Origin of the sequence: Enterobacter cloacae complex sp. FDA-CDC-AR_0164 (genome assembly GCF_003071645.1) — a bacterium.
Classification (GTDB): Bacteria; Pseudomonadota; Gammaproteobacteria; order Enterobacterales; family Enterobacteriaceae; genus Enterobacter; species Enterobacter ludwigii.
This window is the reverse complement of the sequence record NZ_CP028950.1, coordinates 1,680,473-1,696,613: the sequence shown is the minus strand read 5'-3', so window position 1 is coordinate 1,696,613 and position 16,141 is coordinate 1,680,473. Positions and strand designations below refer to the sequence as shown.

Below are 16,141 nucleotides of genomic sequence, written 5' to 3'. Positions count from 1 at the left end.
CTCAAGACAGAAGGACAGACAGGGTAAAGCAGGTAAACTAATCAACAGAATGTGTATTTTAGCTAAGACGTATTTATGACCAATATGATTGCCGACGAGGCCGTGGCCAAATCCAACGTGCTCTCCGTCTTCGACTTTGATGGAACACTGACGCACCACGACAGCTTTATCCCTTTCCTGCGTTTTGCCTTTGGTAAACGTTACTTCGCGGGCCGCCTGGTGCGTATGGCCTTGCCCACGCTCCACTGCGTGCGTCGTAAGCTGACGCGCGATGAGCTGAAGGAAGTGTTGATTAAAACGTTCCTGACGGGCGTGGATGAACACTGGCTACGCCAGCAGGCGGAAGCGTTTTGCGAAAAATACTGGGACAAGCTGATGCGCCCTGCCGGCGTACTGGCCGTCGCCGCAGAGGTGAATTCCGGTGCGGAAGTGACCATCTGCTCCGCCTCTCCGGCGCTGGTGCTCCAGCCGTGGGCTGACAAGCTGGGGATTAAGCTGATTGGCACACAGCTGGAAGTGAAAGACGGCAAGCTGACCGGGCGTATCACCGGCAACAACTGCCGCTGTGCCCAGAAGGTGGCGAGGCTGGAAAAAGTGTATGGCGATCTGAATAGCTACCACCTGCGCGCGTGGGGCGATACCCGCGGCGACCATGAACTGCTGGCGGCGGCGCAGGATGCACACTGGCGGCACTTCCATCCACCGCGCAAGCGTCGACATTCACCGATTAAGTGTTAGACACTGTCTACCCGAAAACGGCAACCAAAGGTTGCCGTTTTGCTTTTAATGGGCTTCTTTCTTACCCGGGAACATCACGCTGGTGATAATCCCCAGCGCCAGCACGCCAAGCACCACAAACAGGCTTGCCGTGGCACCAATGCTGTAACCGTGGTGCCAGAAGTGATCGGTGGCATTTAATCCGAGCTTGAACGCCACGAAGAACAGCAGCAGCACCACCGCTTTCTCCAGATGCACCAGATACTGCTTCAGCGCTTCCAGCACGAAGTAGAGCGTACGCAAGCCGAGGATGGCGAACATCATTGCGCTGTAAATAATAAGCGGCTCACGGCTGACGGCAATAATGGCCGGCACGGAGTCAAACGCGAACATCACATCAGAGAGTTCCACGACCGCCACGCAAAGCAGCAGCGGCGTTGCGTAGCGTTTCGCCTTCTTCACGCGTCCAACCGTTACGTCCTGGTTTTCAGGTTTCTCCAGCTCCGCGTCCACCTCTTTCTGGGTCAGAATAAAGGCATTGCTGCTGATTTTAGGCCAGACAGGATAGAAGCGTTTCACCAGACGGTAAGCCAGATGGCCGGAGTAATCTTCAACCTCGTCACTCTCTTCATTACGTCTGAGCATCATCACCGCCGTCCAGCCGACGACCAGCGCGAAGATAACCTCGACGTAAGGCCCCAGACTTAACAAGCTGGTCCCAATGGCCACAAAGATACCGCGGAAAACAATCGCCCCCAGCACGCCCCAGTAGAGGACGCGGTGACGATATTTATCCGGCACGCCGAACCAGGCAAAAATCGCCATCATCACAAACAGGTTATCGACGGAGAGCACCTCTTCCAGCGCGTAACCGGTGAGGAACAGGCTCGCCATCTCTGCGCCGTGGTGAACATACAGGAACCCGGCGAAAGCCATGGCCATCATGACCCAGAAGAGGGACCACATGGCAGCGCTTTTCAGCGAGATCGGTTTATCGTGACGGTGCATAAAGAGGTCGATAAACATCGCCCCGACGGCCATCACTACAAAGACAACAACGGTTTCAGTCGGGAAACCGAGATGAGCAGCAGACATACACAACCCTTTTGGCAGACAAAACACAGCACCATGCAAACTGGCGTAAACCAGGAACGGAAAGGGGCAGGCTGTTTACCAGCCTTTAACCCTTAAAGCCGCGGCCTTCCAGGCCCGGCAAAGAGAGGTACTTTACCGCACTCCATGGGGTCGCGCATCTGCCGTTTAGGCGCTCATGCCGCGCAAACGCTGCAGTACGGCCACCAGAACCGCCACTGACCAGCCCACCATCAAGGCGCCGACCAGACCTTCCACACCCCCAATCAGCCGCCAGTGCTGAGGCAACGTGACATCGCCGTATCCCACCGTGGCGTAACTGACCAGCGAAAAGTAGAAGCTGGTGTTCCAGTCGTTAAATGCATCAATAACAAAATAAAACCCGGCGAAGAGACCGGCTTCAAGAAGATGGGCGAAGATCATGGAGATAACGATCCCGACGTTACGCAAAACCACACGCACCGCAGAGTCGACCTCTAAGTTAATGAATTTTAAAACGCAAAACATCCACAGCGAATGGATGACCACCGTAAGGGTAAGCAAAATAATGATGCTGAGTAGCTGCATGAAAGGTGCTCTGACCGGGAAGAAAAATGACCCCGCGAACGCAGCGGGGCACCTGGAGTTGTCTGGCCTGGTCGAAGCTTAGTGGATCGGAGGAAAAAAGTTGGTGCAATAATTGCGCTGCGTGATTATCACCCTTTTAGAGTCTCCTCTTTGCGGCTGGTTCGACTGCTGTGAGCGATATATCTGGAGCGCACTATCTGTGAGTCACCTCTTATTTACATCATTTAAACCTTCCATTAACTGGATAAAAAGAACGCGCCGTCGCTATAGTGGTTTTGTTTAATAAAACTCAGTTGTACCTAATAAAACAAAGAACATACCCTGCGAGGACACAATGACAGAACATTTACGTAACGGTGCTACCGCCACCGAGGACATAGAAAGAGAGACGATGCGGAAGGTGATCTGGCGTATTCTCCCGTTTCTGATTGTCAGTTACCTGGTCTCCATTATCGATCGCGGGAATATCGGCATGGCTTCGCTGCAGATGAATGAGGACCTTGGCCTCAGCAAAGCTGCATTTGGCTTCGCCAGCAGTCTTTATTTCGTGGCCTATTTTCTGTTTGAAGTACCCAGCAACCTGGCCATGCAGAAAGTCGGCGCCCGGCTGTGGATCCCGCGCATTATGATCAGTTGGGGCATCGTCTCCATGTGTATGTCCCTGGTGCAGAACACCACGTCGCTCTATATCGTCCGTTTTCTTCTCGGTGCTGCAGAGGCGGGCTTCTTCCCGGGCGTCGTGCTGTATCTGACCTGGTGGATCCCGTCCCGCTACCGCGCACGCATTATTGCGTCCTTTATGGTCGCCATCCCACTCGCTAACTTCATTGGCTCCCCGCTTTCCGGGTTGATACTGTCACTGGATGGCTGGCTGGGTCTTCGCGGCTGGCATCTGCTGTTCATTATTGAAGGCTTGCCGGCGGTGCTGCTGGGTATTGCCGCCTGGTTTATTCTCCGGGATCGCCCTCATCAGGCGAGCTGGCTTAGCAGTGAACAGAAACAATGGCTGGAAACCACGCTGGAAACCGAGCGCAATCAGCAAAAGAATATCGGACACCAGACCACCTGGCAGTTGTTAAAGCATCGCCAAATCTGGCTGATGGCGCTTATTTACGCGGGTGCATCGTCCGCGGGTACCACCATCAGCGTCTGGTCTCCTCAACTGCTGAAATCCTTCCATCTCGATAATCTTGAGACAGGTCTGCTTAACGCCATTCCTTACGGTCTGGCATCTGTTCTCATGATTGTATGGGGACGGAATTCCGATCGTACCAACGAACGCCGCTGGCATACCGCACTCACGCTATTCATAATTGCCGCCGGCGTGTTCGCCGCCTTTGTGAGCGTTTCGCTGTCTGCCACGATCGTTATCCTCAGCATTATGCTGATAGGCGCCTATTCAATGAAAGGGCCTTTCTGGGCGCTGGCGTCCGGTTGGATGAGCAGTACCTCAGCGGCGGCGGGACTGGCCGCGATTGGTGCCATCGCAAACCTGATAGGCGGGGCGGTGATGGTAAACGCGTACGGCATTATCAATGAGCGTACGGGCAGCTACACGCTGGCGATGCTTCCGCTGGCCGCGCTGTGCGTGGCCGGGGTCATTATGGGCCGACAGGCCCGCAACGCTCAGCTACACGAAAAACAGGTCACGCATTAGCGTTGACAGAAGCGGGACAACTGTCCCGCTTCTGCATTTAAAGATTTTCTTCCGCCGTATCGCTCGTTTCCCCAAAAAACTGCTGACAGAAGAGCTTACTGGCTCCCATTTTCTGCGACAGACGGCTTGCTGCCGCCTTCATCAACTGACCTATCTCCTTCTCACGACGATCTTCCGTCAGCCGTGAGATGGGGCCGGTCAGGGCTAACGCCGCAACCAGCTTGTCGTGAACGCCGAAGACAGGCATCGCAAACGCAGCGGTATGGGGATCGCGTGCACCTGACGTGTAGAAAGGGAGTTCAGCGTCTCCCTCCGGCAGGCTCTCATTGAGCCCCCAATGGCGTAATACCTTACTGATGGCCGAATTATCGAGCGGAAACTGGCTACCGGGAAGATTGCTGTGTCGCAGGCCATGCGACGCTTCAGCGCGAAACAGGCAAAGCCGCTGCCCTCCCTCCAGCACATACCAGCTGGCACTCTCCTGAGACGCCAGGGATAAGGCCTGGAGCTCTGGCTGAACCACTCGGGAAAGATGGAAAGATTGTTCATACAGCTTGCCGAGGTAAAGCAGACGTGGGCCCAGCGCATAATTGCCGTCTTCATGCCTGACGACGTAATTCATCCGTTCAAGAGAATTCATCAAGCGGTAAACCGTGGTTTTGTGATAACCCGATAGCTGTGCCAGCGCGGTCAGCGTCAGGCTCTCATCTCCAGGACGGAAGCAATCCAGTAAAGCCAGCGCTTTTTCAACCGCTACAACGCCTTCATTCCCCATCATTATCTCCTTGTTAGCCCGGCAGTGAGTGTACCTCAAATTTTGTGAGTCACTTCGTGTTTACATCACAAACGCCATCTCGGGTCTGGCTAAAAGGAAAGCAACACCGCTATAGTTGTTTTGCACTGTACACCTACATTTTACTTAGTAAAACAATATGGAGGCATTCATGTCCGTTACTGAAAAAAAACCGATTAATCGCCAGTTTGATCGCGTTTCTGCCGAGGACGTTCGTCGGGCTGCCGAGTATCAGGCCGCTATTCTGGCCGACGTGGCCGGTCGCCGCGGTACGCTTCATGGCCGCATCAAACCGCTGGCCCCACACATGTCCGTTGCGGGTCCGGCCATCACCGTTGAAGTCCGTCCGGGTGATAATCTGGCGATTCATGCCGCGATGGCGGTGGCGCAGCCCGGCGATGTCCTGATCGTCGATGGCAAAGGCGACCTGAGCTGCGCGCTGCTTGGGGAAATCATGGCCACTCAGGCTCAGGCGAGCGGCATTGCGGGCATTATTATTGACGGCGCTGTACGAGACGCCGATACCTTGAGCAAAGGTCACTACCCTGTCTTTTCTGCCGGTCTGAACCCCTGCGGCCCGACAAAGCTAATTTCTGGTCGGGTTAATCATCCCATTTCAGTCGCCGGGGCGACGGTTCAGGCCGGGGATCTGGTTGTCGCGGATATCGACGGCGTGGTAGTCATCCCGCGCGATGAGGTTCAGGAAGTTATCGCGCTGGCAAAAGGAAAGCTGGAGATGGAGACCCGACGCCTTGCCGCCATCCGTGAAGGCGATTTACGTCCACACTGGCTTGATGACGCGCTGCGTAAGGCAGGTATGTTAGATGACGGGGAGACGCTGTGATGGGGGGCAAAGACGTAGTTCTGGTTACCGGAAGCGACCTGGCGGAGCAGGCCATGGTAATGTTGCAGGGCTTTGAGGTGGTGTTTGCGGGCCGCCAGCCCACAGAAGATGAACTGATCGCGCTGTGTGAACGACACAATCCTGTGGCGATTCTGGTACGTTACGGCAAGATTACCGCGAAAGTCATGGATGCCGCCCCCGCTCTGCAGGTTATTTCCAAGCACGGAAGCGGGATCGATGTGATAGACCAGACGGCAGCGGCCGAGCGCAACATCGCCGTCCGCGCTGCGCCAGGTGCAAACGCGGCGGCAGTGGCTGAACATACCTGGGCGCAGATCCTCGCCTGCGCAAAGTCGGTGGTGCCTCTGGACAAGCGCCTGCGAGACGGGCACTGGGATAAGGCGACGCATAAATCCATTGAACTGGAGGGCTTAACGTTAGGGCTCATCGGATTGGGTGCTATCGGCTCGCGTGTGGCACATATTGGCCACGCATTCGGCATGAAGGTGCTGGCTTACGATCCCTATGCTAAGTCCATGCCTGCCCTGTGCGAACGCGCAGAAACGCTGAATGGACTTCTTTCCCGTTCCGATGTCATCTCTTTGTACTGTCCGCTGACCGATGAGAATCGGGGGATGATCAATAGCCAGACGCTCGCACACTGCAAGCGGAACGCAATTCTGGTAAATACGGCACGCGGCGGACTGATCGACGATGAATCGTTACTGGCGGCGCTCAGGGATGGCACGCTGCACAGCGCAGCGCTGGACAGCTTTACCCACGAGCCGCTGACGGCGCCGCACCTCTGGCAGTCCGTAGAAAACGTGGTTATTTCACCGCATATTGGCGGCGTTACCGCAGCGTCATATATCAAGATGGGGACCGTGGCCGCGAGCAATATTCTTGCTGTAACAGACGTAACCATCGTCAGCCCGTAAAGCCATCTGTGACGAGTGGCAGTGCTCTTATGTCACTTGTCTTCTGCCAGCGCCTGAGCGCACGCCCAGGCACTTGCCCATGCCCACTGGAAATTGTACCCGCCGAGCCAGCCGGTCACATCCATCACCTCACCAATAAAATAGAGCCCCGGCACGTTGCGCGCTTCCATGGTGCGTGAGGAGAGTTCATTCGTGTCGACCCCGCCAAGCGTCACTTCCGCCGTGCGGTAGCCTTCGGTGCCGTTGGGCTGCACCCGCCAGGCTGTCAGCGTCTCAACCAGCACCTCCTGTTCGCGGCTGTTAAGCTGCTTGAGCGACACATCGGGGATCTGACCCAGCACCTGCAAACATTCCACCAGACGTTTTGGCAACTGCATGGCCAGCGTGTTTTTCAGGCTTTGATTCGGGTGCGCCGCGCGTTGCTCGTTGAGGAAAGCCTCCAGGTCGCAATCGGGTAGCAGGTTAACCGTGACAAACTCCCCCGGCTGCCAGTAGCTGGAGATTTGCAGTACCGCCGGGCCGGAAAGACCACGGTGGGTAAACAGCAGGTTTTCACGGAACACCGTACCGTCTTCAGCCGTAATGACCGACGGAACCGAGACGCCAGAAAGCGTCTGGAGCTGTTCCAGCAGGGGCTTATGCAGGGTGAACGGTACCAGCCCCGCACGGGTGGGCAGCACGTTCAGGCCAAACTGTTCGGCAATCTTGTAGCCGAATGGTGAAGCACCGAGCCCCGGCATGGAGAGGCCACCGCTGGCAATCACCAGGTTATCGGCGCTGACGCTTTCCCCGTTTAACTGCAGCGTGTAGCCCTGCTCATCGCGGGACACCTCCAGCACTTCCGTGCGCAGGCGCATCACCACGCCGCCCTTCTCACACTCGGCCACCAGCATATCGACAATCTGCTGGGCGGAGTCATCACAGAACAGCTGGCCCAGCGTCTTCTCATGCCATGCGATACCGTGCTTACCCACCAGGTCGATAAAGTCCCACTGGGTGTAACGCGCCAGGGCCGATTTGCAAAAATGACGGTTCTGGCTCAGATAAGCTGCAGGTTCGACATAGAGATTTGTAAAGTTGCAGCGCCCGCCACCGGACATCAGAATTTTACGTCCTGGCTTTTTACCGTTATCCAGCAACAGCACGCGACGACCCGCCTGTCCGGCCATCGCCGCACAAAACATACCCGCCGCACCGGCGCCAATTACCACGGCATCAAACCTTTCCACGTCAAAATCCTCTTCGTTAACTGCCGCGGATTGTAAAGTTTCCTCTGTGGTCACACCAGCGCAATTAACCGAGATATCAGTCATATACTTGAAATATAAAATATATTTCTTTACCTAACGCCAACAAAGCCGAAGTTATATCAAAAAAAAGCTATATTTCACTTTGCCCGCCGCGCATTTGTCCTGGATAATGCGCCGCGTTCATGTCCTCAAAATGGCGTAACGTCCTATGCTACATTTGTTTGCTGGCCTGGATTTACATACCGGGCTTTTATTATTGCTTGCTCTGGTTTTTGTACTGTTTTACGAAGCGATCAACGGCTTCCACGACACTGCAAACGCAGTAGCAACGGTTATCTACACTCGCGCAATGCGATCGCAGCTCGCGGTTGTTATGGCGGCGGTATTTAACTTTTTTGGTGTTCTTCTGGGTGGACTGAGCGTTGCATATGCGATCGTGCATATGTTGCCAACGGATCTGCTTCTCAACGTTAGTTCTGGCCATGGCCTCGCTATGGTGTTCTCAATGCTGCTTGCTGCAATTATCTGGAACCTCGGTACCTGGTATTTCGGCCTGCCTGCATCCAGTTCTCACACCCTCATCGGCGCGATTATCGGTATTGGGTTAACGAATGCCCTCATGACCGGTACCTCGGTTGTTGATGCGTTAAACATCCCGAAAGTGCTGGGAATTTTCGCCTCACTGATTGTCTCCCCTATCGTGGGTCTGGTGGTCGCAGGCGGATTGATTTTCATCCTGCGTCGTTACTGGAGCAATACGAAAAAACGCTCCCGTATTCACCTGACGCCGGCAGAGCGTGAGAAGAAAGACGGCAAGAAAAAGCCGCCATTCTGGACGCGGATTGCCCTGATCCTTTCCGCTATCGGCGTTGCCTTCTCTCACGGCGCGAACGACGGTCAGAAAGGCATTGGTCTGGTAATGCTGGTACTGATTGGCGTCGCACCGGCGGGATTCGTGGTCAACATGAACGCCTCCGGTTACGAAATCACCCGTACCCGTGATGCGGTGAACAACGTTGAAATCTATTTCCAGCAACACCCTGAGCTGCTGAAGAAGGCAACCGGCGTTGACCAGTTGATCCCTTCTCCTGAAGCAGGCGCTACCACTGCGCCGGGCGAATTCCACTGCCATCCGGCAAACGCGATTAACGCGCTGGAACGTGCCAAAGGCATGCTGGGTAATATCGAAAGCTACGACAAACTGTCCGTTGAGCAACGTGGTCAACTGCGTCGCATTATGCTGTGCATCTCTGATGTCACGGATAAAGTGGCGAAGCTGCCAGAAGTGAATGCTGACGACCAGCGTCTGCTGAAGAAACTGAAAGGCGATATGCTCAATACTATTGAGTACGCGCCAATCTGGATCATCATGGCTGTCGCACTGGCTCTCGGTATCGGTACGATGATTGGCTGGCGTCGTGTGGCGACCACCATCGGCGAGAAGATCGGTAAGAAAGGCATGACGTATGCGCAGGGTATGTCCGCGCAGATGACGGCGGCGGTTTCAATCGGTCTGGCGAGCTATACCGGTATGCCAGTTTCGACCACCCACGTACTCTCCTCTTCCGTGGCAGGGACCATGATTGTTGACGGCGGCGGTCTGCAACGCAAAACCGTGACCAACATTCTGATGGCCTGGGTATTTACCCTTCCGGCCTCTATCCTGCTGTCGGGTGGGTTGTACTGGATTTCGCTGAAGCTTATCTAATCGGCAGAACGCGATAAAAAAGCGGGTCCGGAAACTGACCCGCTTTTTTTATGCTCAGTGCCAAATCATCAAGGCAATCATGCTGACCACAACCAGACCACACAGGGCGCTGGTTAAAATGAACTGACGGCGAAGACGCTCGCAACGGCGAATAAACTCTTCATCGTGGTGATCGCGATAGCGCTGGTAATAGATATACCCTACCAGACGCATCTGCTTGCTGGGCTGTCCGTGCGAGGTGAAGAACCCTCCACCGTCCACATACTGATAAAGCAACGGATCGCAACCACGAAGTACCACTAACAGCGCACGTAACGATGAGAAGTAGCGCGCCATATTCACTATGCAAACCACGCATAACGCCCAAAACAATGCGACGGTGCTAATCATACATCCTCCCCGGCGTACGCCCACGAAGCAAGGCCTCTGAGCTACCGCACTCCAGTGCCCTGACAGACAGTTCAGTGAAAGAATGAACAAAAGTCGATCCGGTTCGCGTTTTAATATCCGAACGGCTCATTAAATAGTGTAGGAGATCCGTTAATTTTTTTGCCACAAGGTTAATCGTTATCAACACCAAAGCTTGAAAAATATGTTTTACTGGGCCGTAATGAAAGCATCAGACGACGGCTTTTCCATTTAGTCATCGATAACTTAAGGAAGGAGTAACACTATGGCTTACAAACACATTCTCATCGCGGTAGACCTCTCTCCGGAGAGTAAAGTGCTGGTTGATAAAGCGGTATCCATGGCACGCCCTTACAACGCGAAAGTTTCTCTTATCCACGTTGATGTGAATTACTCCGACCTCTATACCGGTCTGATTGACGTCAATCTCGGTGATATGCAGAAACGCATCTCTGAAGAGACACACCACGCCCTGAGCGAACTGTCCACCAACGCGGGCTACCCTATCACCGAAACCTTAAGCGGCAGCGGCGATCTGGGTCAGGTGCTGGTTGATGCGATTAAGAAATACGATATGGACCTGGTCGTTTGTGGTCACCACCAGGACTTCTGGAGCAAGCTGATGTCTTCCGCGCGTCAGCTGATTAACACCGTTCATGTGGATATGCTGATTGTTCCACTGCGTGACGAAGAAGACGAGTAAGTCTGCTTTCCCTCTCCCAAAGGGAGAGGGAACCGTTCGAGCCTCTTTCCAGCGCGGGTTGGGGTGACAGCATCAAACTGCACACCCTAACCTTCCTGTTCCGGCGTCCCCGAATAAATATCAAACCGGTGCCCTTTGGTAACCACCGCATTGGCCGTGGCCACGTCCGCCAGCGGCGGCGCATAGTCCGGGCGTTTCACCACCACGCGCTTCGTGGCTAGCTGACGAGCAGGCGCCAGCAAACCATCCGCGTCTAAATCCGGTCCGACCAGCGACTGGAACACCCGCATCTCTTTCTTCACCAGCGCGCTTTTCTGCTTATGCGGGAACATCGGGTCGAGGTAGACCACCTGCGGACGCGGAGTGATATCGGTCAGCGCCGTCAGGCTGGAGGCGTGAATCAACTGCAAGCGCGCCTGCAGCCACAGTCCAATCTCCGGGTCGGCATAGCCGCGCGTCAGCCCGTCGTCGAGCAGCGCGGCCACGACCGGATTGCGCTCCAGCATCCGCACGTGACACCCTACCGAGGCCAGGACAAACGCATCGCGCCCTAAACCCGCCGTGGCATCCACCACGTCCGGAAGATAGCTTCCTTTGACGCCAACCGCTTTGGCAACCGCTTCACCGCGACCGCCGCCGAACTTGCGCCGGTGCGCCATGGCGCCCCCCACAAAATCGACAAATATCCCGCCGAGCCTGGGTTCGTCACGCTTACGTAATTCCAGATGCGCCGGCGTCATCACCAGCGCCATCAGGTTTTCATCATCATGCTCCAGCCCCCAGCGGGCGGCCAGAACAGATAAGGCGCCGTCTCCGGCGCCTGTTTCATCGACTAAACAGATCTTCACGTAACGGTTAGCCTTTAATTCCGTAGTGCTCAAGCATCGCATCCAGCTGCGGCTCGCGGCCACGGAAGCGTTTGAACAGCACCATTGGCTCTTCAGAACCGCCGCGCGTCAGGATGTTATCAAGGAACGACTGGCCGGTTTCACGGTTGAAAATGCCCTCTTCTTCAAAGCGAGAGAACGCATCCGCCGCCAGCACGTCGGCCCACAGGTAGCTGTAATAGCCTGCCGCATAGCCGCCCGCGAAGATATGGCTGAACGCGTGCGGGAAGCGGCCCCAGGTTGGGCCAGGAATAACGGCGACCTGCTTTTTAATCTCGGCCAGCGTCTCGAGGATTTTCGCCCCCTGCTCCGGACTAAACTCGGCGTGCAGACGGAAGTCGAACAGGCCGAACTCCAGCTGACGCAGGATAAACATCGCCGCCTGGTAGTTTTTCGCCGCCAGCATTTTATCCAGCAGTTCTTTCGGCAACGGCTCGCCGGTTTCGTAATGGCCGGAGATGAACGCCAGCGCGTCCGGCTCCCAGCACCAGTTTTCCATAAACTGGCTTGGCAGTTCGACCGCATCCCATGGCACACCGCTGATACCGGCAACGCCTGCGGTTTCGATACGGGTCAGCATATGGTGCAGGCCGTGGCCGAACTCGTGGAACAGGGTAATCACTTCGTCATGGGTAAACAGTGCAGGCTTGCCATTCACCGGACGGTTGAAGTTACAGGTCAGGTACGCTACCGGCTTCTGCAGGGAGCCGTCCGCTTTACGCATCTGCCCGACACAATCATCCATCCATGCACCGCCGCGTTTGTTCTCGCGAGCGTACAGATCCAGGTAGAAGCTCCCGCGCAGCTCGTTCTTCTCGTCATACAGTTCGAAGAAGCGCACGTCCGGATGCCAGACGTCGATGTCGGTACGTTCTTTGGCGGTGATCCCGTAAATGCGTTTAACCACTTCAAACAGACCGTTAACGGCTTTGTTTTCCGGGAAGTAAGGACGCAGCTGCTCATCGCTGATGCTGTAAAGGTGCTGTTTCTGTTTTTCACTGTACCAGGCGATATCCCACGGCTGCAGCTCATCGACACCGTATTCCGCTTTCGCGAAGGCGCGCAGCTGTGCCAGCTCTTTCTCGCCCTGCGGACGCGCACGTTTCGCCAGGTCAGTCAGGAAATCGAGGACCTGCTGTGGATTTTCCGCCATTTTGGTGGCGAGGGATTTGGAAGCGTAGCTCTCAAAGCCCAGCAGCTGTGCCAGCTCGTGACGCAGCGCGAGGATTTCAGCCATCACCGGGCTGTTATCCCACTTACCGGCATTCGGACCCTGATCGGAAGCGCGGGTGCTGTACGCACGGTACATCTCTTCGCGCAGCGCCTGATTGTCGCAGTAGGTCATGACCGGCAGGTAGCTCGGGATGTCCAGGGTTAAGAGGAAGCCTTCCTGCTCTTTCGCTTCGGCCTGCGCTTTCGCCGCCGCCAGCGCGCTTTCCGGCATACCGGCCAGCTCGGCTTCGTCGGTAATCAGCTTCGTCCAGCCCATGGTCGCGTCCAGCACGTTGTTGCTGTACTGGTTGCCCAGCTCAGACAGACGGGCCGCAATTTCACCGTAACGGGTCTGTTTCTCTTTCGGCAAACCAATGCCGGAGAGTTCGAAATCACGCAGAGCGTTATCGACCGATTTTTTCTGCGCGGTGTTGAGTTCGGCATAGTGGTCGCCATCGCGCAGGTCGCGATAGGCTTTGTACAGCCCCTCGTGTTGACCAACCCAGGTGCTGTACTCAGAGAGCAACGGCAGGGTTTGTTCATACGCTTCACGGAGTTCCGGGCTGTTTTTCACTGAATTCAGATGGCTTACCGGGGAGAAGAGGCGTCCCAGCACGTCATCCACTTCGGCCAGCGGCTGACACAGATTTTCCCAGGTGTACGGCGCGCCCTGCGCCACCACGCTTTCTACCGCCGCACGGCAGTTGTCCAGCGCCTGTGTTACGGCTGGAACCACATGCTCAGGGAGGATTTTAGAAAACGGTGGCAACGAAAAAGGCGTCAGTAATGGATTGGTCATAAACGCTGTCCTGTTGAATAAGATGAATGAAGCGCGCATCCGGCGCTGTGCATATGCGATCTAGAATGGGGATAAGTGTAGAGGATTTCAATGCCAGACGTTGCGCTTTCGCGGCAGGATAAACTTTTCTGTATACTGTGGCGATACGCTCTATTTTTGCCCGATGGCGCTACGCTTATCAGGCCTACGTTTACTACCTGGAACACATTCATTCATGCTCAGTTATCGCCACAGCTTTCACGCAGGCAACCACGCCGACGTCCTTAAACACACCGTTCAGAGCCTGATCATTGAATCACTCAAAGAGAAAGATAAACCGTTTCTCTATCTGGACACCCACGCGGGCGCGGGACGTTATCAGCTGAGCGGCGAACATGCCGAACGCACCGGGGAATACCTGGAAGGGATCGCCCGCATCTGGCAGCAGGACGACCTGCCGGCAGAGCTGGAGCCCTACATTGGTGTGGTGAATCATTTTAACCGCAACGGCCAGCTGCGCTACTACCCTGGCTCGCCGTTGATTGCCCGCCAGCTGCTGCGCGAGCAGGACAGCCTTCAGCTGACCGAGCTGCACCCAAGCGACTTCCCGCTGCTGCGTTCTGAATTCCAGAAAGACAGCCGCGCCCGTGTGGAAAAGGCGGATGGCTACCAGCAGCTGAAGGCCAAACTGCCGCCGGTATCCCGTCGCGGTCTGGTGCTGATCGACCCGCCTTATGAGATCAAAACCGATTATCAGGCGGTAGTGAGCGGTATTAACGACGGCTACAAACGCTTTGCGACGGGCACCTATGCCCTGTGGTATCCGGTGGTGCTGCGTGCGCAAATTAAACGCATGATCAAAGACCTGGAAGCGACCGGTATCCGCAAAATTCTGCAAATTGAACTGGCCGTGCGCCCGGACAGCGACCAGCGCGGCATGACCGCTTCCGGCATGATTGTGATCAACCCGCCATGGAAGCTCGAAGCGCAGATGAACAACGTGCTGCCGTGGCTGCACAAGACGCTGGTGCCGGCCGGAACGGGCCATGCCACCGTCAGTTGGATCGTGCCGGAGTAATCGCAGTCATCGGTGGAAACTATTGATTTCAGGTATACAATCGCGGCAATTCACGATTAAGGATAAAAGCTATGACTAAGCATTATGACTACATCGCAATCGGCGGCGGCAGCGGCGGCATCGCCTCCATCAACCGCGCGGCCATGTATGGCCAGAAATGTGCGCTGATCGAAGCCAAAGCGCTGGGCGGCACCTGCGTCAACGTGGGTTGTGTACCGAAGAAAGTGATGTGGCATGCGGCCCAGATCCGTGAAGCAATCCATATGTATGGCCCGGATTACGGCTTTGACACCACCCTCAATAACTTTGACTGGAACAAGCTGATCGCCAGCCGTACTGCCTATATCGACCGTATTCATACCTCGTACGACAATGTGCTGGGCAAGAACAACGTCGATGTTATTCATGGTTTTGCGCGCTTTGTTGATGCGAAGACGATAGAAGTTAACGGTGAGACGATCACTGCCGATCACATCCTGATCGCGACCGGCGGGCGTCCGAGCCACCCGGATATTCCCGGTGTGGAATACGGTATCGACTCCGACGGTTTCTTCGAGCTGCCTGCTCTGCCAGAACGTGTTGCCGTGGTGGGCGCGGGATACATCGCCGTAGAACTGGCCGGTGTGATTAATGGCCTGGGCGCAGAAACGCACCTGTTCGTGCGTAAACACGCGCCGCTGCGCAACTTTGACCCGCTGATCGTCGATACGCTGGTCGAAGTGATGAATACCGAAGGCCCAACGCTGCACACCCACGCCGTGCCAAAAGCGGTCGTGAAAAATGCAGACGGTAGCCTGACGCTTGAGCTGGAAGATGGCCGTAGCCAGACTGTGGATTGCCTGATCTGGGCGATTGGTCGTGAACCGGCTAACGACAACTTCAACCTGGCGGCGACGGGCGTTAAAACCGATGAGAAAGGGTATATCGTTGTCGATAAATTCCAGAACACCAGCGTTCCGGGCATTTACGCGGTGGGCGATAACACCGGTGCGGTCGAACTGACGCCGGTTGCGGTTGCCGCGGGCCGTCGCCTCTCTGAGCGTCTGTTTAACAACAAACCGGAAGAGCATCTGGACTACAGTAACATTCCGACCGTGGTCTTCAGCCACCCGCCAATCGGCACAGTGGGCTTAACAGAACCTCAGGCGCGCGAGCAGTATGGCGACGACCAGGTGAAAGTGTATAAATCTGCATTCACCGCGATGTATACCGCCGTCACCTCTCACCGTCAGCCATGCCGCATGAAGCTGGTCTGCGTGGGTCCGGAAGAGAAGATTGTCGGTATCCACGGCATTGGCTTTGGCATGGACGAGATCCTGCAGGGCTTCGCCGTGGCGCTGAAAATGGGTGCCACCAAGAAAGACTTCGATAACACCGTTGCGATCCACCCGACAGCGGCCGAAGAATTTGTCACCATGCGTTAAGCAAAATGCCCCTCTGCGGAGGGGCGTTTGTTTCAGACATAAATCGTTGCACAACGAATGCTCTGAATTATTTGCCCCATAAATC

General features: G+C 55.6%; 15 protein-coding genes. 8 read left to right on the top strand and 7 right to left on the bottom strand.

The window, feature by feature from the left end; all coding sequences use genetic code 11:
• Positions 1-75: 75 nt before the first annotated feature.
• On the top strand, positions 76-738 hold the full coding sequence (locus tag AM410_RS08220) for an HAD family hydrolase (RefSeq protein ID WP_014172059.1): 663 nt from the start codon (positions 76-78) through the stop codon (positions 736-738).
• Between the two features lie 45 nt (positions 739-783).
• On the opposite strand, the gene AM410_RS08215 is transcribed toward AM410_RS08220, so the two are convergent.
• Both AM410_RS08215 and AM410_RS08210 read right to left on the bottom strand, forming a co-directional pair.
• On the bottom strand, positions 784-1,812 hold the full coding sequence (locus tag AM410_RS08215) for a TerC/Alx family metal homeostasis membrane protein (RefSeq protein ID WP_025202820.1): 1,029 nt from the start codon (positions 1,810-1,812) through the stop codon (positions 784-786).
• A 165-nt stretch (positions 1,813-1,977) separates the two neighbouring features.
• Complete coding sequence (locus AM410_RS08210) at positions 1,978-2,376, bottom strand: potassium channel family protein (RefSeq protein ID WP_020884509.1); 399 nt, start codon at positions 2,374-2,376, stop codon at positions 1,978-1,980.
• Positions 2,377-2,710: 334 nt separating this feature from the next.
• On the opposite strand from AM410_RS08210, the gene AM410_RS08205 reads away from it, so the two are divergent.
• Complete coding sequence (locus tag AM410_RS08205) at positions 2,711-4,033, top strand: MFS transporter (protein ID WP_108647706.1); 1,323 nt, start codon at positions 2,711-2,713, stop codon at positions 4,031-4,033.
• Between the two features lie 37 nt (positions 4,034-4,070).
• Here AM410_RS08205 and AM410_RS08200 read toward each other — a convergent pair whose 3' ends face one another.
• The gene (locus AM410_RS08200; RefSeq protein ID WP_073397699.1) at positions 4,071-4,808 is read right to left on the bottom strand and encodes an IclR family transcriptional regulator; all 738 of its coding nucleotides are present in this window, start codon (positions 4,806-4,808) and stop codon (positions 4,071-4,073) included.
• Positions 4,809-4,977: 169 nt separating this feature from the next.
• On the opposite strand from AM410_RS08200, the gene AM410_RS08195 reads away from it, so the two are divergent.
• Both AM410_RS08195 and AM410_RS08190 read left to right on the top strand, forming a co-directional pair.
• Positions 4,978-5,670, top strand: coding sequence for an RraA family protein (locus AM410_RS08195; RefSeq protein ID WP_025202818.1), 693 nt, complete (start codon positions 4,978-4,980; stop codon positions 5,668-5,670).
• Positions 5,670-6,608 (top strand): NAD(P)-dependent oxidoreductase, encoded by a 939-nt coding sequence (locus AM410_RS08190; protein WP_108647704.1) that lies wholly within the window; start codon positions 5,670-5,672, stop codon positions 6,606-6,608. The genes AM410_RS08195 and AM410_RS08190 overlap by 1 nt, the downstream gene beginning before the upstream one ends.
• Positions 6,609-6,640: 32 nt before the next feature.
• On the opposite strand, the gene AM410_RS08185 is transcribed toward AM410_RS08190, so the two are convergent.
• The gene (locus AM410_RS08185) at positions 6,641-7,837 is read right to left on the bottom strand and encodes an NAD(P)/FAD-dependent oxidoreductase (protein ID WP_078774787.1); all 1,197 of its coding nucleotides are present in this window, start codon (positions 7,835-7,837) and stop codon (positions 6,641-6,643) included.
• Between the two features lie 229 nt (positions 7,838-8,066).
• Between AM410_RS08185 and pitA the strand changes: the two genes are divergently transcribed.
• The gene (gene pitA / locus AM410_RS08180; RefSeq protein ID WP_014172068.1) at positions 8,067-9,566 is read left to right on the top strand and encodes an inorganic phosphate transporter PitA; all 1,500 of its coding nucleotides are present in this window, start codon (positions 8,067-8,069) and stop codon (positions 9,564-9,566) included.
• Between the two features lie 54 nt (positions 9,567-9,620).
• Here the strand turns inward: pitA and uspB are convergent, their stop codons facing one another.
• Positions 9,621-9,956, bottom strand: a complete 336-nt coding sequence (uspB, locus tag AM410_RS08175; RefSeq protein WP_003861224.1) for a universal stress protein UspB — start codon at positions 9,954-9,956, stop codon at positions 9,621-9,623.
• Positions 9,957-10,239: 283 nt separating this feature from the next.
• Between uspB and uspA the strand changes: the two genes are divergently transcribed.
• Complete coding sequence (gene uspA, locus AM410_RS08170; RefSeq protein WP_003861223.1) at positions 10,240-10,677, top strand: universal stress protein UspA; 438 nt, start codon at positions 10,240-10,242, stop codon at positions 10,675-10,677.
• An 86-nt stretch (positions 10,678-10,763) separates the two neighbouring features.
• Here the strand turns inward: uspA and rsmJ are convergent, their stop codons facing one another.
• Both rsmJ and prlC read right to left on the bottom strand, forming a co-directional pair.
• A complete protein-coding gene (gene rsmJ / locus AM410_RS08165) occupies positions 10,764-11,525 on the bottom strand; it encodes a 16S rRNA (guanine(1516)-N(2))-methyltransferase RsmJ (RefSeq protein ID WP_040018266.1) in 762 nt (253 codons plus the stop codon).
• A gap of 7 nt (positions 11,526-11,532) precedes the next feature.
• Positions 11,533-13,575, bottom strand: coding sequence for an oligopeptidase A (gene prlC, locus AM410_RS08160; protein ID WP_050737714.1), 2,043 nt, complete (start codon positions 13,573-13,575; stop codon positions 11,533-11,535).
• A 214-nt stretch (positions 13,576-13,789) separates the two neighbouring features.
• Here prlC and AM410_RS08155 point away from each other — a divergent pair, with 214 nt between their 5' ends.
• A complete protein-coding gene (locus tag AM410_RS08155; RefSeq protein WP_020884500.1) occupies positions 13,790-14,632 on the top strand; it encodes a 23S rRNA (adenine(2030)-N(6))-methyltransferase RlmJ in 843 nt (280 codons plus the stop codon).
• Between the two features lie 71 nt (positions 14,633-14,703).
• Positions 14,704-16,056 carry a glutathione-disulfide reductase gene (gene gorA, locus AM410_RS08150; protein ID WP_073397703.1) on the top strand — a complete coding sequence of 451 codons (1,353 nt, stop codon included), beginning with the start codon at positions 14,704-14,706 and terminating at the stop codon, positions 16,054-16,056.
• Positions 16,057-16,141: the final 85 nt, after the last annotated feature.